Below are 19,167 nucleotides of genomic sequence, written 5' to 3'. Positions count from 1 at the left end.
TTTTGTGGCGAGGGGATTTATCCCCGTTGGGCCGCGAAGCGGCCCCAAATATTGCAACTGTGTACTAACTGACTGCATTCAATGGTTTTGGGACGGCTGCGCCGTCCAACGGGGATAAATCCCCTCGCCACAAGAGCCCCCCAAACTCCCATCAATCCAGCATCAACACCTTGGCCAGGACAATCTTCGGCCCTTTCATCTTTTTGATGATGATCCGCAGGCCTTCGACTTCCAGCACTTCTTCCTCTTCCGGCACCCGTTTCAGGGTTTCGTAGACCAGCCCGGCGAGGGTTTCCGCTTCAATGTGATCAAGATCGATGCCCAACAGGCGCTCGACCTTGAACAAAGGCGTATCGCCGCGCACCAGCAGCTTGCCCGGCTGATAGGCGAGAATGCCGCGTTCAGCCTTGCGGTGTTCGTCCTGAATATCGCCGACCAGCACTTCCAGCACGTCTTCCATGGTCAGGTAGCCGATGATGTTGCCGTCGGCCTCCTCGACCACGGCGAAGTGCGAGCCACCCTTGCGGAACTGCTCCAGCAGCTGCGACAGCGGCATGTGCCGCGATACGCGCTCCAACGGGCGGGTCAGCTCGGCCAAGTTGAACGACTCGGGAATGTGGTCCAGCGCGGCCAGTTCCAGCAGCAGATCCTTGATGTGCAGCAGGCCGACGAACTCCTGGCGCTCGCTGTCGTACACCGGATAACGGCTGAACTTGTGGCGACGGAACATCGCCAGGATTTCCTTCAGCGGCGCGTTGAACTCCAGGGTGATCAGGTCTTCGCGGGAGTTGGCCCAGTCGACCACTTCCAGCTCGCCCATTTCCACCGCCGAAGCCAATACGCGCATGCCCTGATCGCTCGGATCCTGGCCACGGCTGGAGTGCAGGATCAGTTTCAGTTCTTCGCGGCTGTAATGGTGTTCATGGTGCGGGCCGGGTTCACCTTGCCCGGCGATACGCAGAATCGCGTTGGCGCTGGCATTGAGCAGGTAGATCGCCGGGTACATCGCCCAGTAGAACAGGTACAGCGGCACTGCCGTCCACAACGACAGCAGCTCGGGTTTGCGGATCGCCCACGACTTGGGCGCCAGCTCGCCGACCACGATGTGCAGGTACGAAATGATGAAGAACGCGGTGAAGAACGACACGCCTTTGATGATCTCGGGCGAGTCGACGCCGACCGCGCTCAGCAGCGGTTCGAGAATGTGCGCGAATGCCGGCTCACCGACCCAGCCCAGACCGAGGGAGGCAAGGGTGATGCCGAGCTGACACGCCGACAGGTAGGCATCGAGCTGACTGTGCACGGTGCGCAGGATGTGCCCGCGCCAGCCGTGTTGTTCAGCGATGGCCTCGACCCGGGTCGAGCGCAATTTGACCATGGCGAATTCCGCCGCAACGAAAAAGCCGTTGAGCAACACCAGGATCAGAGCAAAAAGGATCATGCCGAAGTCGGCGAAAATGGTAGCGAGGGACAAGCCAGGGGAAGGGTCCATGATGGAGTTTTGCGGGTTCCGTGTGATTCGAAAGTAGGGACAGACAGCGCCTGAAAGGCAGGCACAAGGCAGCCAATGTAGCGGCTGACTGTGCGATTGCCTAGTGGCGTGTGCCGGGCGGCATCACTCGGTGGCGCTGATCGCCCGTGCGCTGGCCACCTGGGCCGGGGCGAAATGGCAAGTGAACGTGCTGCCGTGGCCGGGCACGCTGCTGATTTCCATGCGCGCGCGGTGGCGCAGCAGCACGTGCTTGACGATGGCCAGGCCTAAGCCGGTGCCGCCGGTATTGGAATTGCGACTGGAGTCGACACGGTAGAAGCGTTCGGTCAGGCGCGGCAGGTGTTTGCTGTCGATACCGATGCCGGAATCCTGCACGCTCAGGTGCGCGCCTTGCTCGTCGCCCCACCAGCGAATGCGGATGTTGCCCTCGGCCGGGGTGTACTTGACCGCGTTGAACACCAGATTGGAAAACGCACTGCGCAGCTCGGCTTCGCTGCCCTTGAGCAGCAGGCGCGCATCGGCTTCAAGGCTGATGCGCTGGTTTTTCGCCCCGGACAACTGCTGCGCATCGCTGGTGATCGATTGCAGCAGCGTGTCGATCTGCACTGGCTGGTTGTCCGACGGGTAGTCGGTGGCTTCCAGTTTCGCCAGCAGCAACAGATCGTTGAGCAACGTCTGCATGCGCCCGCCCTGTTGCTGCATCTGCTGTAGCGCCCGGCTCCAGCGCGGGTTCACTTCTTCGACATTGTCCAGCAGGGTTTCCAGATAGCCGCAGATCACCGTCAGCGGTGTGCGCAGCTCGTGGGAGACGTTGGCGATGAAGTCCTTGCGCATCTGTTCCAGCTGATGAATGCGTGTGACATCGCGCACCAGCATTAGGTGTTCATTGTTGCCGTAGCGGGTCAGATACAGCTGAATGCGCACGCGATCGTTGGTCGGCGAAGGGATTTCCAATGGCTCGGCAAAGCTGTCCTGCTCGAAGTATTCCTTGAAGCGCGGATGGCGCACCAGGTTGGTCACCGGTTGGCCGCTGTCCTGCGGAGTCTTCAGGCCGAGCAGGGTTTCGGCGGCGCGGTTCCACCATTCGAGGTTGCCGTCGCTGTCGAGCATGATCACCGCGTCTTTCAGCGCGGCGGTGGATTCCTGCACCCGGTCGATCACCGCCTGCAGACGCCCGCGCACCCGTTGGTCGCGGCGTTGCAGGTGATAAATGCTGTCGAACACCTCGCCCCACAGGCCATAACCATCGGGCGGTGCTTCGTCGGGTTGATGCTGGCGCAGCCATTCGTGCAGACGCAGCAATTGCTTGAGCGTCCAGGCCAGATAAAGCCCCAGACCCGCCGCCAGGCTCCAGCCGTAATAGCCGGTGATCAGACCGATCACCAGGCAGGCGGTGACCAGCAACAGCATGTGGCGAATCAGGGTGCCATGCCAGTTTTGATTCACGGGGCGTCCTTAGCCGCAGCGTCAAGTTTCAAGCTACAAGCTGCAAGTCAGAGCGGCTCGCTGTTTCTTGCCGCTTATAGCTGAAAGCTTGCAGCTGCTTTTATGCTTTTGTGGAGAACCGATAACCGGTGCCGCGCACGGTTTGTACCAGATTTTCGTAAGCGTCGCCGAGGGCCTTGCGCAGGCGACGGATGTGCACATCGACGGTGCGCTCTTCGACATAGACGTTGCCGCCCCAGACCTGATCGAGCAACTGGCCACGGGTGTAGGCGCGTTCCTGATGGGTCATGAAGAATTGCAGCAGGCGGTATTCGGTCGGGCCCATCTCGGCAGGTTTGCCGTCGATGGTCACGCGGTGGCTGATCGGGTCGAGCAGCAGGCCGCCGACTTCGATCGGCGCTTCGCCATCGGTCGGCCCGGCACGGCGCAGTACAGCCTTGAGGCGGGCGACCAGTTCACGCGGCGAAAACGGTTTGGTGATGTAGTCGTCGGCGCCGACTTCCAGACCCTGGATCTTGTTGTCCTCTTCGCCCTTGGCGGTGAGCATGATGATCGGGATGTCCCCGGTCAGCTCGTCACGCTTGAGGCGTCGGGCCAGTTCGATGCCCGAGGTGCCGGGCAGCATCCAGTCGAGCAGGATCAGGTCCGGCTTGCGGTCGACGATGATGGCGTGGGCCTGCTGCGAGTTCTCCGCCTCGAGGCAGTCATAGCCGGCCATTTCCAACGCCACGGCGATCATTTCGCGAATGGGCGCTTCGTCGTCGACGATCAGAATGCTCCTGCCAACCATGCCTTAATCCTCTTGTCATTTAACTGTCTTGCGCCGCATTAGATAACGGAATTATTGCAGTCGTGTGACAGTATTTCAGCGCGACGGCGTTTGTGCCGATCCTGAACTAAGCTCTAAGTCCGAATCCTGACAACCACAAAAGAAGGTTTCCATGACTCAGATGACTGTTTCTTTCAAAGCCCTGCTGATGGCCGCAGCCCTGACATTACCGGGGCTGGCCATGGCGGCCGATCCGGCGATGGAAAAGGACGGCATGTACACCGACCACAAAGGCATGACCCTGTACACCTTCGCCAAGGACTCCGCTGGCAAGTCTGCCTGCAATGACAAATGCGCGGCGAACTGGCCGCCGTTGATGGCGCAGGCGGGTGACAAATCCATGGGCGACTGGACGGTGATCAAGCGTGACGACGGCTCGATGCAGTGGGCCTACCAGGGCATGCCGCTGTACACCTTCGTGATGGACAAGAAGGTCGGCGACATGACCGGCGACGGCAAAATGGACGGCGCCTGGAAAGTCGCCAAGGCCAAATAACCACGGTCCAAAACCCTGTGGGAGCGAGCCTGCTCGCGAAGCGTTGTGTCAGTTATCGCAGAGGTGACTGACATGACGCCTTCGCGAGCAGGCTCGCTCCCACAGGTGTCATGCATTAGCGCAATGCGTAATCCAGCACGATCCCGACAAATATCGCCAACCCAGCCCAGTGGTTGTGCAGGAACGCGTTGAAGCAGCGCATGCGATCGCGATCACGGGTGTACCAGAACTCCCACGCATAACACCCGGCCGCCACCAGCAAGCCGAGTCGGAACCAGATCCCCAGCTCGAACTTCGACCCGGCCAGCATCAGGCAGCCCAGTGACAATGCCTGCAAGCTGAGGACGATCACCCGATCCGCCTCGCCAAACAGAATCGCTGTGGATTTCACGCCGATCTTCAAGTCGTCATCGCGATCGGTCATCGCGTAATAGGTGTCGTAACCCACCGTCCACAGCAAATTGGCAATCCACAGCAGCCACGCCGCCGCCGGCAACTCGCCGGTCTCGGCGGTGAAGGCCATTGGCATGCCCCAGGAAAACGCCGCCCCCAGCACCACTTGCGGGTAATAGGTGTAGCGCTTCATGAACGGATACGTGAACGCCAGCGCCAGACCGCCCAGCGACAGCCAGATCGTCGGCGCGTTGGTGCACAGCACCAGTAGAAAACTGATGCCCATCAGCACGGCAAAGAACACCAGCGCTTCCTTCGAGCTGATCCGGCCAGCAGCGAGCGGCCGTTGCGCGGTGCGTTTGACGTGGCCGTCGACCTTGCGGTCGGCCCAGTCGTTGATCACACAGCCGCCGGCACGGGTCAGCACTACGCCAAGAACAAAAATCACCACGTTGGCCAGCGACGGCGAGCCCTTGCCGGCAATCCACAATGCCCACAGCGTCGGCCACAGCAGCAGGTAAATGCCGATCGGCTTGTCCATGCGCGTCAACTGAACGAAATCCCAGGCGCGCGGGTTCAGACGGTTGAGGGACTTGAGCAGGCTCTGATACATCAGCAATTCTCCGGATGGGCGCGGGCGGCGTCCCACAGGCTCGGCAGGAAGATTTCCGCGACCAGCACACTCAGCGCGCCACGGTCGAAACGCGAACGCCGGCCCCATAGCTCAGGGGCTTGCACCGCTGGCGGCAACCATTGTTCGGGGTAGTGGCAGACTTCAATGGCGCGGCGCTGAAATGCCCGATCACAAAACAGCAGTTCACCCAACGAGCGGCTGCCCAGTTCATCCATGTGCAAGCCATCACCTTGCAGGGCCGCCCGCGAGGCAACGCTGCGGGCAAACACCCAGGCTTCGCCGTGGCCGCGCAAATAAACCTCACGGACCCAGCCTTCGCTGCCGTCGGCCAGCTCCAACGCCGCGCATTCATCAGCGCGCAGGGTGTCCCAGCCCTCGAACAGCGGCGACACGCTGAAGCCATCCTCGGACAAACGGGTCAACCGGCGGGTCAGCGAACCTTCGTCGAACAACCAGTCGAGGGTCAACGGATCGGGGTGGGGCGTCAGGCGGGCTTGGGTCAGCCAGAGCGGGGCGGGGCAGGCATTTGAATGTTGCACAATGAGTCATTATTGGCCGCAAATGAGGCGGCGAGCTTACCATGGCGGGCGACAAGATCGAGCGGCGCCGGCCGCCGTTGCGCCGAACAGGCTTGCATCTGCCCGGCACCCTCAGTACAAAACGCCCTGGGCCGGATGGCAACGCTGCACCCATCGACCGTCCGCGCCGGCACTACGCCTGAACCCCGAGGAAGTACCTGAATGAAGAAGTGGCAATGTATCGTCTGTGGCCTGATCTATAACGAAGCCGACGGCTGGCCGGATGACGGCATCGCGCCGGGCACCCGCTGGGAAGACGTTCCGGCAGACTGGCTGTGCCCCGACTGCGGCGTCGGCAAGATGGACTTCGAAATGATCGAAATCAACTAAGCAAATCAGAGGAGTAAGGCATGAGCGCACCAGTCGTCATCATCGGCACCGGGCTTGCGGGCTACAACCTGGCCCGCGAGTTTCGCAAGCTCGACAGCGAAACCCCGCTACTGCTGATCACCGCCGACGACGGCCGCTCTTACTCCAAGCCGATGCTCTCCACCGGTTTCGGCAAGCACAAGGACGCCGATGGCCTGAGCATGGCCGAACCCGGCGCCATGGCCGAGCAGTTGAAAGCCGAGGTGCGCACCCACACGCGCATCAGCGGTATCGACGCCGGCCACAAACGCTTGTGGATCGGTGAAGAAGCCGTGCCCTATCGCGACCTGATTCTGGCCTGGGGCGCGGAAACCGTGCGCGTGCCGATCGAAGGCGACGGCGCGGAACTGGTATTCCCGATCAACGATCTCGAAGACTACGCGCGCTTCCGTGCCGCGGCGGCGGGCAAGCGTCGGGTGTTGTTGCTCGGCGCCGGGTTGATCGGCTGCGAATTCGCCAATGACCTGATTCTCGGCGGCTACGAAGTGCAACTGGTCGCGCCGTGCGAACAGGTCATGCCGATGCTCTTGCATCCTGCCGCTGCGGCGGCCGTGCAGGCCGGGCTGGAAAGTATCGGGGCGCAGTTTCACCTCGGCCCGGTGCTGACCCGGCTGGAGAAAGTCGCCGATGGCCTGGAAGCGCACCTGTCCAACGGCCAAATCATCCCGTGCGATGTGGTGGTCTCGGCGATCGGCCTGCGCCCGCGCATCGATCTGGCGGCCGCAGCCGGCGTGCAGGTCAATCGCGGCGTGATGGTCGATCGTTACCTGAAGACTTCCCACGCCAACATTTACGCCTTGGGCGATTGCGCCGAAGTCGACGGGCTCAATCTGCTTTACGTGATGCCACTGATGAGCTGCGCGCGTGCCTTGGCGCAAACCCTCGCCGGAAACCCGACCGCGGTCAGCTACGGGCCGATGCCGATCACCGTGAAAACCCCGGTGTGCCCGCTGGTGGTGTCGCCGCCGCCGCGCGGCAGCGAAGGTGTCTGGAGCGTCGAAGGGCAGGGCGCCGATATCAAAGCGCTGTGCCACAGTGCCGACGGTCATTTGCTCGGTTACGCCCTGACCGGCGGGGCGGTCATGGAAAAACTGGCCCTGAACAAACAGCTGCCGCCGCTGCTGGCGTAAATGCCGGTCGTTCTGTCGTAAACACCGCTCTTTTGCCCCGACAAAGGTCGTGGGGAGACTGGCGCCGCCGCTGGCGGCGTGCCATTCTCACTCCCGTCTGCCGCAGAGTAGAGCCTGCGGCGCCTTGGGCGCTGTTCCAACGAGAACAGCACGGACATAACAACAAAAAACCGTCAAAGGGGCTTCACTAATGCGTAAACCAGAACTCGCCGCTGCAATCGCCGAAAAGGCAGACTTGACCAAAGAACAGGCCAACCGCGTCCTGAACGCCGTCCTCGAAGAAATCACCGGCGCCCTGCACCGCAAGGACAGCGTGACGCTGGTCGGCTTCGGCACCTTCCTGCAACGCCACCGCGGCGCCCGCACCGGCAAAAACCCGCAGACCGGCGAACCGGTCAAAATCAAGGCCAGCAACACCGTGGCGTTCAAGCCAGGCAAGTCGTTGAAAGACAGCGTCAATCCTTGATGGCGGCGTGCTCCCCTGAATAACGGGGAGAACCGCAAATGAAAAATGGGCACACCGATTGCGGTCGGGTGCCCATTTTTTGTGGCTGCCTCTTGGCTTACTGGCGTCGGAAGCAAGCCTTGCCGTTGCCGAAATCCACGGCCAGGCAGTTTGGCTCGATCGCCAATTGCAGGTCCTGGAACAGCCCGCCCAGATCGCTGTTGGAGGCAGGCTTGGTTTTGCTCTTCAGCACCACTGTCTGGTTTTCCACCTTCCAGGTGCCTTTGGCAAAGCCGTCGGCGCTGCCATAGGCCACACCGGCATCAAAGGTGCCGTCCTTTCGCAACAGCAACTCGGCGCCCATTTCCATTGCGCCGGTCAGGTAGTAATGGCCGTCCAATGGTGGGGTTTCCGCTGACGCTTGGGTGATGGGCAGCCACATAAGCGCGGCGAAAAATATGGGTTTCAATTCCATGAGTTAAAGCTCCTGACCATTGGTTTTCATGTAAGAAGTATCCCTGAGTTTTGTCAGAGTATTCTCCGGCATGAAGTGAAGGGATTTCTGGAGACGGATGCATCGATAACTATCGAGTTTGCACTGCAGGGGCGTGTTTCTTGAAGATAAAAGTTTCAAGTTAATGAAATGCCATCATTGTGCTAGCACTTTTCGTGTTGTTCGTTGTCGCGGGCGAATGGTTGAAAGATGGCTATCCGTATTCGGAAGTGTCCTACTTCTATTTTTTTGAATTTGGCATGCTGCACGCCGCTTGGGGGTACGAGCGTAAGGTAAACTCGCCCGGCCGTGGCGCAGGGCTCTGGGTCAAGGGTTTGACAGGGTCATGGAAAATTCGTCGTGTATTAATCGGCCTCAGGGAAACCCCTGCGACATATAGGGCGATCTCCTACAGACCTCAACGAACAGTTCGTCTTGTTGTTTAATCAGATGCTTGCTAGTGGCCATCATAGTGATTACGATGCGCCCACTTGAAAGAGCACATCTCAATTGGATGAGTCGCTGAACTGCTCTTCGATACTGTCCCGCGTTGCTGAAACTCCATTCGCACGCATGACTGTAATCCTTAATAAAGGCCATGGATGTCCTACTCAAGCAAACTTTCCGCCCATTACCTCGAACTCGCAAAAGTCTCTGTTTCCAAAGAGAATTTCGCGGGCGAAGACGTTCGTTTCTCGAGCGAATTCGAGGCGCTGGAAAGTGAGCTGGCCAAGGCTTCGTCGATGCACGAAAGCGGGCAGATCGACTGGCTGAAAATCCGCGAAAACAGCGAAAATCTGCTGCGTACCCAATCCAAGGATTTGCGTGTCGGCGCCTGGCTGACCTGGTCGCTGTACCAGCGCGAATCCTTCCCCGGGCTGCTCGCCGGCCTCGGTCTGCTGCACCATCTGTCGGAAAACAACTGGGCCGACGTCCACCCGCTCAAACCCCGCACCCGTGCCGCCGCGATCGGCTGGCTGGTGCCGCGTCTCGAGCAGGTCATCACCGAAAACATTGCGATCAAAGAGCAGTTGCCGATGTTCCGGCAGCTCTCCGAGCACCTGTCCGGCCTCGAAGCGGCGTGTGCTGAGCATCTTGGCGATGATTCGCCGCTGCTGCTGCCGATCTCCCGTCGCCTGAAAACCATGATCCAGCGCGCGGCCGACAACCAGCCGGCCCCCGGCGTTGTGGGCGCGGCGGTGGCGCAGGTCAAGCAGGCTGCGAGTCAGTTGCTCACCCCCGGCGCGCCGATCGACAACGAGCGCGATGCGCACAAAGCCCTGCGCGCGCAGCAGGAAAGCGCCCGCCCGTTGTGCGCCTGGTGGCTCAAGCAGAAGGCCACCGATCTGCGCGCCCTGCGCCTGAACCGTACGCTGCTGTGGATGACCATCGACGCGGTGCCCGAGCGCAACGCCGAGCAGATCACCGTGCTGCGCGGCCTGCCGCTGGAAAAGCTCAAGCTCTATCAGGACCGTGTCGATCAGGGCAAATACGCCGACCTGTTGGTGGAACTGGAGGCGAGCCTGGCGAAGGCGCCGTTCTGGTTCGATGGCCAGAGGATGGTCTGGGAATGTCTCCAGAACCTCAACGCCGAATTGGCAATGCGCGAAGTGGAAATCCACTTCGCGCTTTTGATTCAGCGCCTGCCGGGCATCATCGAGTTGCGCTTCCATGACGGCGCGCCGTTTGCCGATCCGTCCACCCGGGCGTGGATCGCCGCCAATGTCATGCCGCACCTGCAAAGCGCCAGCGCGCCGCGCAAGGTCGAAAGCGAGAACGTCGAAACCCAGCCGGCGTGGGAAAAAGCCCTCGAGGAAGTCCAGCCGATCCTGCGCAAGGAAGGTTTGAAGCCGGCCGTGCAGATTCTCAAGCAGGGTCTGCAATCTGCCCACGGTGGCCGTGAACGCTTCTTCTGGCAGTTCACCCTCGCGCGGCTGTGTTTCCTGGCCAAGAAATACGAACTGGCCAAGAACCAGCTCGAAACCCTCGATCAGACATTACAGGACTCAGGCCTGCACGCCTGGGAGCCCGATCTTGCATTGGAAGTGCTGCATCTACTGCATAGCTGCTGCGAATTGTTGCCGCAGAACCATGCCGTACGTGAACGCAAGGAAGAGATTTATCGCAGGCTGTGCCACCTCGACCTCGAAGTGGTACTCGAATAGGCCCAGGGCCACAACCGCAAGGAGAAAAGCCATGGCCAAAGAAGGCTCGGTAGCCCCCAAGGAACGCATCAACGTCACCTTCAAACCCGCCACCGGCGGTGCTCAGGAAGAGATTGAACTGCCGCTGAAGCTGCTGGCAATCGGTGACTACACCCACCGCAAGGACGATCGCAAAATCGAAGATCGCAAGCCGATCAGCATCGACAAGATGACCTTCGACGAAGTGTTGGCCAAGCAAGAGCTGGGTCTGACGCTGAGCGTGCCGAACCGTCTGCAGGAAGATGGCGAGGCTGAAGAGCTGGCCGTGCAATTGCGCGTCAATTCGATGAAGGACTTCAACCCGGCCAGCCTGGTCGAGCAAGTGCCTGAGCTGAAAAAACTGATGGAACTGCGCGATGCGCTGGTGGCCCTCAAAGGCCCGCTGGGTAACGCACCTGCGTTCCGTAAAGCGATCGAAGGCGTGCTCGCCGACGACGAATCCCGCGGTCGCGTACTCGGTGAGCTGGGCCTGAACGCCGCAGCCCCGGACGCCTGAGACTCCAGTAGCCAAGGAAGCCAACACAATGAGCACTAGCGCAGCACAAGAGAAGAGCGCCGCCAGCGGCGAATACAGCATTCTCGACAGCATCATCGCCGAAACCCGTCTGACCCCGGACGACGAAGCCTACGACATCGCCAAGCGTGGCGTGTCGGCGTTCATCGAAGAGCTGCTCAAGCCGCAGAACAACGGTGAGCCGGTCAAGAAAGCCATGGTTGACCGCATGATCGCCGAGATCGATGCCAAGCTCAGCCGTCAGATGGACGAGATCCTGCACCACCCGGATTTCCAGGCGCTGGAATCGTCGTGGCGTGGCCTGCAGTTGCTGGTCGACCGCACCAACTTCCGCGAAAACATCAAGATCGAAATCCTCAACGTCTCCAAAGAAGACCTGCTGGACGATTTCGAAGATTCGCCGGAAGTCATGCAGTCGGGCCTGTACAAGCACATCTACACCGCTGAATACGGCCAGTTCGGTGGTCAGCCGGTGGGCGCAATCATCGCCAACTACTACATGTCGCCAAGCTCGCCAGACGTCAAGCTGATGCAGTACGTGGCCAGCGTTTCGTGCATGTCCCACGCGCCGTTCATCGCTGCCGCCGGGCCGAAATTCTTCGGCCTGGAAAGCTTCACCGGCCTGCCGGATCTGAAAGATCTGAAAGACCACTTCGAAGGCCCGCAATTCGCCAAATGGCAGAGCTTCCGTACCTCGGAAGACTCGCGCTACGTTGGCCTGACCGTGCCGCGTTTCCTGCTGCGCAACCCGTATGATCCGGAAGAAAACCCGGTGAAATCGTTCGTGTACAAGGAAACCGTTGCCAACAGCCACGAGCACTACCTGTGGGGCAACACGGCTTACGCGTTCGGCACCAAGCTGACCGACAGCTTCGCCAAATTCCGCTGGTGCCCGAACATCATCGGCCCGCAGAGCGGTGGCGCGGTTGAAGACCTGCCTTTGCACCATTTCGAAAGCATGGGCGAAATCGAAACCAAGATTCCTACCGAAGTATTGGTTTCCGACCGTCGTGAATACGAACTGGCCGAGGAAGGCTTCATCTCCCTGACCATGCGTAAAGGCTCCGACAACGCGGCGTTCTTCTCCGCCAGCTCGGTGCAGAAGCCGAAGTTCTTCGGCATCAGCGCAGAAGGCAAGGCCGCAGAGCTGAACTACAAGCTCGGCACCCAACTGCCGTACATGATGATCGTCAACCGTCTGGCTCACTATTTGAAAGTGTTGCAGCGCGAGCAACTCGGTTCGTGGAAAGAGCGTACCGACCTCGAGCTGGAACTGAACAAGTGGATCCGTCAGTACGTGGCCGACCAGGAAAACCCGAGCGCCGAAGTCCGTGGCCGTCGTCCGCTGCGCGCTGCGCAAGTCATCGTCAGTGACGTTGAAGGCGAGCCGGGCTGGTACCGCGTGAGCTTGAACGTGCGCCCGCACTTCAAGTACATGGGTGCCGATTTCACCCTGTCGCTGGTTGGCAAGCTGGACAAAGAGTAAGAGCGACTCATGGACGGATACGGCAGCCTGTTCGAACGCCTCAACGGCGACGCACAACTACGCAAGGGCAACAGCCTTGAGGCTTGCGCCATGGCGTCAGTGGCTGCCCATCTGGCCAAAATGCTCAGCACCCGGGCCGGCAGCGTGCAAACGCTGGCCGACTACGGGTTGCCCGATCTCAATGACATGCGCCTGAGCCTGCACGACTCGCTGAGTCAGGCCCGCCTGGCTATCGAAAACTTCATCGAAGCCTACGAGCCACGCCTGAGCAATGTGCGTGTCATTTCCCTGCCGCGTGACCACGATCAACTGCGCCTGGCCTTCAGTATCGAAGGCCTGCTGGAAGTTGAAGGGTTCAAGCGTCAGGTCAGTTTTTCCGCGCGCCTGGATGGCAGCGGTCAAGTCAAGGTCACCTAAGGAGATCCCCGATGTCTGGCAAACCCGCAGCACGCGTATCCGACCCCACCGCTTGCCCACTTCCTGGCCACGGTACAAACCCGATCGCCGCCGGTTCCGGCGACGTGTTCTTCGACGGCCTCGCGGCCGCCCGCCAAGGCGATGCCTCGGCGTGTGGTGGTGCGCTGGTTGGCGATCTGGCGACCACGGTCTTGATCAATGGCAAACCGGCCGCCACGGTCGGCTCCGTTGGATCTCACGGGAACAAGGTTACGGCTGGGTCCGGGACGGTGATTATCGGCAATTCGCATACGCCAGCGCCATTTTCGGGGCTTGCCGCTATAGCGCTTGTCGCGGCGCTGGATTACCGACTGGGTTTGAAGTCCGGTGGCAACTCGGTACTGACGCCGCTGGAAATTCCAGACTTCGACGAGCTGAAATCAGGAACATCGAAAAACCGTGAGTTGGTCGATTTCGTTGTCGAGAACCGCATGGACGCAGCTGACAGTGTGAAGCTGGAAGTGCTGGACGGCGAGAAGCTGGTATACGCCGAAGCCAACACTGCGCCGTTCCTGCCACCAGGCAAGCATCCATGGCAATGGGACGGCTACGACACGGCCGGCATCCTTGATACCAAAGTCCTGAAAAGCCCGAACCTGAAAGTGCGCCTCACCGCGACCGGGGCGGGGAAACAGCACGTGACTGAAGTGAAGCTTGATTGCTCGGCTGGAGAGGTGAAGTGGGTCGATACGCGCATCGACCGCAACGCCAAGACCGTTGAAGTCACGTTACGCCCGAGCTTTTCAGACGGCGGCAGTAGTGGTTCCACCGCCGGACTGGTACCCACGCCTTTCAGCACGTTGCTCGGCTGGGCCAAGGAAGGTATCGAGTTGTACTGGTCGCGTAATGGCTCACGCGGCGGCGGTATCGCTGAGGGCATCACGACCAGCAAAGGCCTGTACAAAGTCACCGTCAAAACCGAGATCAACGTCGAGCCCAAAGCCGGGAATTTCCCTCTGATTGATTCGCTATCGGCGGACTTCGGTCGTTCTACCAGTCTTGCGATTGCCAGAAAGGTTTATCACAACGCCGGTTATGCCTTTGACCAACTCGTCAAGCGGCAAGGCCTCACGGCTGCGAATGCTGCCAACTTTGCCCGGGAGGAGTTCAAAGAGACCTCGGCCCACGAGTTTGGGCATTTGATTCTCAACGAATACGGTGGCGGACTCATCCCGAGTTATTCCTGGACCCACAAAGAAACCTCTACGTTGATGCAGAACCCCAAGGCGAACCACCCGACGCCAGGCACGGGGGAAGTGGATGTCATGCATTATTTCAGCAGCTATACCCAGTCGGCTTCCAGTTTGCAGATGCGCATGGCCGCTTCCGAGCAAGACGTTAAAAGCCTGCTCTGGCTGGCAAGGATCGAATTTGATGACTAGATTCGCCGGCTTCATCCTGATGGTTTTTCTCTGTACGGCTGCGCTGCGCAGCAGGTTTACAACAACCACGTGTACATCGAAAACCGCTGCGGCCAGCTTCTGGAATTGAAGGCTTCCAACAGCTCCAACATGCATTCGCTGGACCGCAACATGAAGGTCGGGGAAGGCGAGCGCGCGCTGGTGGCAAGCTTTGTCTCTTATGGCGAAGACGTGTTTGAGCAAATTCCGGGCAATTACCTGCTGACGATCAAGGACGCCGCTGGTACCAGGACCATCGACGGCCATGAGTTGAGTACGCGCCTGAATGGTGTGCGAAAGGTCAGCGAAGGGACACAGCGCGAGTGGACAATCAGCGAGGCATCGGTTTGTCCATGAAACTGCCAAGGACGATTTTGATGATGAGATGGGCAAGCTTCTTCGCGTGCTTCGTTTCGCTGACTGCATGCGCTGCGCAGCAGGTCTATCGCAATGATGTTTACCTGCTGAACACTTGTGGAGTACCACTGGAGCTGACGCTGGCGAACGACTCCAACTATGACGATCAGCCACGCAGTTTCACGTTAAACCAGAACCAGCGCAGTTCCATCGGTAACTACCAGTCATTCGGTGAAGACGTATCGGGTCAGATCAGCGACCAGTACAGCCTGTCGATCAGAAGCCAGAACGCGACTAAGTCTATCGATGCGCAGACCTTGCGAAATGAAATAGCGAGCACCAAAAAAACCGAAGAAAAAGCAGTCCGTTCGTGGACAGTCGATAACGGGGCTCTCTGCCCATGAAGCACTTGTTCGGGTTGGCTCGATGAAACTCAGAGCCTGGCAATGCCTCATCGCTTTTCTCAGCTCGGTCGGTTTGCTGACGATTGTGGTCGGCTTGACGCTGCTGGTGCGAATGGAAAGCTCGACCGAGCCAAAGCTGTTCGCTCATCCCCACGCGTTGTGGGTTGGAGCCGAGGATGGCGGGGTATTCGTCGAGATTACCAAGCACGAAGCGCCGGACTATTACGTGGAAATTCGTCACGAAAATGGTGGGATGTGGACTGAAGGCTGGGTTCGATATGGCACCAGGGACAGCCATCCACTCAGCGCTGCGGCAATTGGTGGCTACGGCGGTGAAGAGCTCTATGTCTATACGGGTGTCGCGATCACGCCGCAAAAACAGGGAGTTGCGCAGCGATGAATAGATACGTGCCAGCGACCCCGGGGCAGGAGGCGGATGCATGACCGATTCAGGTCGCTTCGGAATGATTTGGCTGCAGCGCTTGCTATTCGTGGTGGGAGCGTTCGCCTGCATGCTCTATTTTTCTGCGCACGCGCTTTCCAACGCTTTGATGTTGCTGATGGACCGCGAAAATTTTATCCCTGCGCAGTCGTCCATCTGGACATTCGAACCTTACGAAATCAATCAAGGTTCTTCGTCTTACTGGCTCTACGGTGAGGACAGGGACAACTATTACTTTTTTGCGTACGTCCCTGAACATCCATATCGCGTGATCGCAAAAGACAATGGGTGCGCAGGCTTCGACAAGCGCGATGTCCGCACATGGTGCATGGATCACGCTGTGGAGGTTCGCAGATGACCGACTCATCAAGCGAGATGCTTATGCTCAGTCGCGCGCAACTCAGCTTCTTCATGGCTGCGTTGTGGCTGCCACTGCTGGCGGTGTTGGCGATTACTTCCTATGACCTGTGGAATGGCGAGTATTTAACATCCGAGTCGTCCGGAATTTATTGGCAGTACCTGTTGTGGTGGGGCGTTCCCGGGCTTCTGGGTTTCTCGCTGTGGATGTCCCGATCGGCGCAGCGCCGGAACGAGCAACAGGCATTGCGGATGGTTTGGTGGGCGCCAGTGAAGTTCATCCCGTTCTATGCCGTGCCCTGGATGCTGTATGGCTTGTTCAGTCTGATCGTCCGTCCGCTGAGTGATGCTTACATGGCGTACGGCTGGATCTCGGTTGTGCCGTTCCTGCTGATTGGCGGCTATGTCTGTGCCGGCGTGACCGTCGCGCTCTACAGGATATTTTTTTGATGAGTTCCACTACCAGGCAGGTAACCCGTGTCCTTTAACCACTACTACCAAAGCGAACTCACCGCACTGCGCCAGCTCGGTCGCCGTTTCGCCGAGCGTAGTCCGGCGCTGGCGCCGTATCTGGGGCAGGCCGGGCGGGATCCGGATGTGGAGCGGTTGCTCGAAGGCTTTGCGTTTCTGACCGGGCGCCTGCGGCAGAAGCTTGATGACGAGCTGCCGGAGCTCAGCCATTCGCTGATGCAACTGCTGTGGCCGAATTACATGCGCCCGCTGCCGGCGTTCAGCATTTTGCAGTTCGATCCGCTCAAGCGTTCCGGGCCGGCGTTGCGCGTCGAGCGTGATACGCCGATTGAAAGCAAGCCGATCGAAGACGTGCGTTGCCGCTTCCGCACCTGCTACCCGACCGAGGTGTTGCCGCTGGATCTGGCCGCGCTGAATTACTCGGTGAAGGGCGATGGCTCGCTGCTCAGCCTGCGCCTGGAAATGAGCGCTGACGGCCACCTCGGCGAACTGGAGCTGAGCAAATTGCGCCTGCACTTTGCCGGCGAGCGCTACATCAGCCAGATGCTGTATCTGAGCCTGCTGCGCAATCTTGATGGCATCGAACTGATCCCGCTTGACGGCGCCGGCAAGCCGATCGATGGCGTCAGCGGCAAGCCGATGGCGTTCAAGATTCCCGGCGACCGGGTGAAACCGGTGGGTTTTGCCGAAGAAGAAGCGTTGATTCCGTATCCGCTCAACACTTTCCGTGGCTATCGCTACCTGCAGGAATACTTCGCCTTCCAGGACAAATTCCTGTTTGTCGACGTCAACGGTCTGGACATCCTCAAGGCGCTGCCGGAAGACACCCTCAAGCAGATGCGCGGCCTCGAATTGCGTTTTGACATTCGCAAGAGCGGCATCATGCGCATGCGCCCGACGCTCGATAACGTGAAGCTGTTCTGCACGCCGATCGTCAATCTGTTCGAGCACGACGCGCTGCCGATTCGTCTCGATGGCAAGCAGGACGAGTACCTCCTGCTGCCGGCGGAATACGACCTGGAAAACTGCGGTGTGTTCTCGGTGGAAACCGTGACCGGCTGGAAACCCGGCGGCCTCGGTTATCAGGAGTACGTGCCGTTCGAATCCTTCGAGCACGACCCGAGTTTCGACGTGCCCAATAGCCGTCCGCATTACAGCATCCGCCAGCGTTCGTCGCTGTTGCATGACGGCCTCGACACTTACCTGAGCTTCGGCATTCGCCACACCGAAGCCCACGAAACCCTGTCGATCGAGCTGATGTGCACCAACCAGAACCTGCCGAAAAAGCTCAAGCTCGGCGACATCTGCATGGCCAGCGAGCAGACCCCGGAATTCCTCAGTTTCCGCAACATCACCCCGGCCACGTCGAGCTTCGCGCCGCCGCTGAACCGTGACTTCCTGTGGAAGCTGATCAGCAACATGTCGCTTAACTATCTGTCGCTGGCCGACGTCAATGCGTTGAAGGTGATTCTGGAAACCTACGACTTGCCTCGCTACTACGACCAGCACGCGGAAAAGGTCAGCAAACGCCTGCTCGGCGGCCTAAAGCACATCAAGCATCACCACGTCGACCGCCTGCATCGCGGTCTGCCGGTGCGCGGTCTGCGCACCGAACTGACCATCGACCCGGAAGGCTATATCGGCGAAGGCGACCTGTTCGTCTTCGCTTCGGTTCTCAACGAGTTTTTCGCGCTTTACGCCAGTCTCAATTCATTCCATGAGCTGCGGGTAAAAAGCACACAGGGAGAGGTGTACCAATGGACACCACGTATGGGCCTGCAGCCTCTGCTTTAAGCGGGCTGACCAAGGTAATACGCGAGTACTCGCTGTTTCAGGCCGTGCTGCTGGTGATCGACCGGCTGCGCGAGGCACACCCGCATCTGAGCGAAGACGATCTGTACGATCAGGTCGAGTTTCAGGCCAACCCGAGCCTGGGCTTTCCGCGCAGCGACGTCGATCGCGTGGAGTTTTTCGAAGAGCACGGCAAGATGCGCGCGCGCATGCGTTTCAACCTGATCGGTCTGGTCGGCTCCGGTTCGCCGCTGCCGGCGTTCTATGGCGAACAAGCCCTGGGTGACAGCGAGGACGGCAACCCGACGCGCAATTTTCTCGACCTGTTCCACCATCGTCTGCAACGGCTGATGCTGCCGATCTGGCGCAAGTACCGTTACCGCGCGAGCTTCCAGAGCGGCGCGATCGACCCGTTCTCGGCGCAACTTTTTGCGCTGATCGGCCTGGGCGGCGACGAGATCCGCAAGGCCAAGGAACTCAACTGGAAACGCCTGCTGCCGTACCTCGGCCTGCTCAGTTTGCGAGCGCACTCGGCGGCGTTGATCGAAGCCGTGCTGCGTTACTACTTCAAGCACGAAGACCTGGTCATCGAGCAGTGCATCGAGCGCCGCGTGGAAATTCTCGACGAGCAGCGCAATCGTTTGGGCCGCGCCAACAGCGTACTCGGCGAAGACCTGGTGCTGGGCGAACACGTGCGCGATCGCAGCGGCAAATTCCGCATTCACATCACCGAACTCGACTGGCAGCGATTCCATGAATTCCTGCCGATCGGTTTCGGCTACCAGCCGCTCTGCGCGCTGGTGCGGTTCACCTTGCGTGACCCGCTCGATTACGACATTCGCCTGGTCCTGCGCCAGGAAGAAATCCGCGAACTGCGCATCGGTGAGCAGAACGCCTGTCGCCTCGGCTGGACCAGCTGGCTGGGCCGCGAGAAAGCGGACGGCGTGGTGACCCTGGGCAGCAAAATTCATTAAGGACGT

The 19,167-nt window shown here is 59.7% G+C and carries 21 protein-coding genes and 1 pseudogene; 16 read left to right on the top strand and 6 right to left on the bottom strand.

Going from position 1 to position 19,167, the window contains the following annotated elements; genetic code table 11:
- Positions 1-151 precede the first annotated feature (151 nt).
- The 3 genes from ACZZZ4_RS08505 to phoB form a co-directional block, all read right to left on the bottom strand.
- A complete protein-coding gene (locus ACZZZ4_RS08505) occupies positions 152-1,492 on the bottom strand; it encodes a hemolysin family protein (protein ID WP_016772486.1) in 1,341 nt (446 codons plus the stop codon).
- Positions 1,493-1,615: 123 nt separating this feature from the next.
- On the bottom strand, positions 1,616-2,902 hold the full coding sequence (gene phoR / locus ACZZZ4_RS08500) for a phosphate regulon sensor histidine kinase PhoR (protein WP_310403681.1): 1,287 nt from the start codon (positions 2,900-2,902) through the stop codon (positions 1,616-1,618).
- A gap of 136 nt (positions 2,903-3,038) precedes the next feature.
- Positions 3,039-3,728 (bottom strand): phosphate regulon transcriptional regulator PhoB, encoded by a 690-nt coding sequence (gene phoB, locus ACZZZ4_RS08495; RefSeq protein ID WP_007896474.1) that lies wholly within the window; start codon positions 3,726-3,728, stop codon positions 3,039-3,041.
- A 151-nt stretch (positions 3,729-3,879) separates the two neighbouring features.
- Here phoB and ACZZZ4_RS08490 point away from each other — a divergent pair, with 151 nt between their 5' ends.
- Positions 3,880-4,263 carry a COG4315 family predicted lipoprotein gene (locus tag ACZZZ4_RS08490; RefSeq protein WP_463547620.1) on the top strand — a complete coding sequence of 128 codons (384 nt, stop codon included), beginning with the start codon at positions 3,880-3,882 and terminating at the stop codon, positions 4,261-4,263.
- Between the two features lie 115 nt (positions 4,264-4,378).
- On the opposite strand, the gene ubiA is transcribed toward ACZZZ4_RS08490, so the two are convergent.
- Complete coding sequence (gene ubiA / locus ACZZZ4_RS08485; RefSeq protein ID WP_463547619.1) at positions 4,379-5,269, bottom strand: 4-hydroxybenzoate octaprenyltransferase; 891 nt, start codon at positions 5,267-5,269, stop codon at positions 4,379-4,381.
- On the bottom strand, positions 5,269-5,829 hold the full coding sequence (locus ACZZZ4_RS08480) for a chorismate--pyruvate lyase family protein (RefSeq protein ID WP_463547618.1): 561 nt from the start codon (positions 5,827-5,829) through the stop codon (positions 5,269-5,271). The genes ubiA and ACZZZ4_RS08480 overlap by 1 nt, the downstream gene beginning before the upstream one ends.
- Positions 5,830-6,030: 201 nt before the next feature.
- Between ACZZZ4_RS08480 and ACZZZ4_RS08475 the strand changes: the two genes are divergently transcribed.
- The 3 genes from ACZZZ4_RS08475 to ACZZZ4_RS08465 all read left to right on the top strand — a co-directional run bounded on the left by ACZZZ4_RS08475 (position 6,031) and on the right by ACZZZ4_RS08465 (position 7,833).
- Entirely contained in the window at positions 6,031-6,198 is a 168-nt protein-coding gene (locus ACZZZ4_RS08475; protein WP_003177199.1) for a rubredoxin, read from the top strand.
- Positions 6,199-6,218: 20 nt separating this feature from the next.
- Positions 6,219-7,367, top strand: a complete 1,149-nt coding sequence (locus tag ACZZZ4_RS08470) for an NAD(P)/FAD-dependent oxidoreductase (RefSeq protein ID WP_463547617.1) — start codon at positions 6,219-6,221, stop codon at positions 7,365-7,367.
- A gap of 190 nt (positions 7,368-7,557) precedes the next feature.
- Entirely contained in the window at positions 7,558-7,833 is a 276-nt protein-coding gene (locus tag ACZZZ4_RS08465; RefSeq protein WP_003213368.1) for an HU family DNA-binding protein, read from the top strand.
- Positions 7,834-7,930: 97 nt separating this feature from the next.
- Here ACZZZ4_RS08465 and ACZZZ4_RS08460 read toward each other — a convergent pair whose 3' ends face one another.
- Positions 7,931-8,287, bottom strand: coding sequence for a hypothetical protein (locus ACZZZ4_RS08460; RefSeq protein WP_463547616.1), 357 nt, complete (start codon positions 8,285-8,287; stop codon positions 7,931-7,933).
- A 620-nt stretch (positions 8,288-8,907) separates the two neighbouring features.
- Between ACZZZ4_RS08460 and tssA the strand changes: the two genes are divergently transcribed.
- The 12 genes and pseudogenes from tssA (at position 8,908) to tssG (ending at position 19,161) form a co-directional block, all read left to right on the top strand.
- Positions 8,908-10,470 carry a type VI secretion system protein TssA gene (gene tssA / locus ACZZZ4_RS08455; protein WP_463547615.1) on the top strand — a complete coding sequence of 521 codons (1,563 nt, stop codon included), beginning with the start codon at positions 8,908-8,910 and terminating at the stop codon, positions 10,468-10,470.
- Positions 10,471-10,501: 31 nt separating this feature from the next.
- Positions 10,502-11,005, top strand: coding sequence for a type VI secretion system contractile sheath small subunit (tssB, locus tag ACZZZ4_RS08450; protein ID WP_016772498.1), 504 nt, complete (start codon positions 10,502-10,504; stop codon positions 11,003-11,005).
- A 28-nt stretch (positions 11,006-11,033) separates the two neighbouring features.
- A complete protein-coding gene (tssC, locus tag ACZZZ4_RS08445) occupies positions 11,034-12,509 on the top strand; it encodes a type VI secretion system contractile sheath large subunit (protein WP_016772499.1) in 1,476 nt (491 codons plus the stop codon).
- 9 nt (positions 12,510-12,518) lie between these two features.
- On the top strand, positions 12,519-12,926 hold the full coding sequence (gene tssE, locus ACZZZ4_RS08440; RefSeq protein WP_007920274.1) for a type VI secretion system baseplate subunit TssE: 408 nt from the start codon (positions 12,519-12,521) through the stop codon (positions 12,924-12,926).
- A gap of 11 nt (positions 12,927-12,937) precedes the next feature.
- A pseudogene (locus ACZZZ4_RS08435) lies at positions 12,938-13,231 on the top strand (PAAR domain-containing protein); the annotation flags it as partial.
- Between the two features lie 1,185 nt (positions 13,232-14,416).
- A complete protein-coding gene (locus ACZZZ4_RS08430; protein WP_463547614.1) occupies positions 14,417-14,722 on the top strand; it encodes a hypothetical protein in 306 nt (101 codons plus the stop codon).
- Complete coding sequence (locus ACZZZ4_RS08425; protein WP_205884319.1) at positions 14,719-15,126, top strand: hypothetical protein; 408 nt, start codon at positions 14,719-14,721, stop codon at positions 15,124-15,126. The genes ACZZZ4_RS08430 and ACZZZ4_RS08425 overlap by 4 nt, the downstream gene beginning before the upstream one ends.
- 22 nt (positions 15,127-15,148) lie before the next feature.
- Positions 15,149-15,526, top strand: a complete 378-nt coding sequence (locus ACZZZ4_RS08420; RefSeq protein WP_039757332.1) for a hypothetical protein — start codon at positions 15,149-15,151, stop codon at positions 15,524-15,526.
- A gap of 40 nt (positions 15,527-15,566) precedes the next feature.
- Positions 15,567-15,926 (top strand): hypothetical protein, encoded by a 360-nt coding sequence (locus ACZZZ4_RS08415; protein ID WP_463547613.1) that lies wholly within the window; start codon positions 15,567-15,569, stop codon positions 15,924-15,926.
- Entirely contained in the window at positions 15,923-16,375 is a 453-nt protein-coding gene (locus ACZZZ4_RS08410) for a hypothetical protein (protein WP_039757336.1), read from the top strand. Before ACZZZ4_RS08415 ends, ACZZZ4_RS08410 begins: the two co-directional genes overlap by 4 nt.
- 27 nt (positions 16,376-16,402) lie before the next feature.
- A complete protein-coding gene (tssF, locus tag ACZZZ4_RS08405; protein ID WP_463547612.1) occupies positions 16,403-18,190 on the top strand; it encodes a type VI secretion system baseplate subunit TssF in 1,788 nt (595 codons plus the stop codon).
- The gene (gene tssG / locus ACZZZ4_RS08400; RefSeq protein WP_024014824.1) at positions 18,154-19,161 is read left to right on the top strand and encodes a type VI secretion system baseplate subunit TssG; all 1,008 of its coding nucleotides are present in this window, start codon (positions 18,154-18,156) and stop codon (positions 19,159-19,161) included. Before tssF ends, tssG begins: the two co-directional genes overlap by 37 nt.
- Positions 19,162-19,167 lie beyond the last annotated feature (6 nt).

The organism is Pseudomonas sp. AC252 (assembly GCF_979258105.1).
This window is presented reverse-complemented; position numbering and strand designations above follow the sequence as displayed.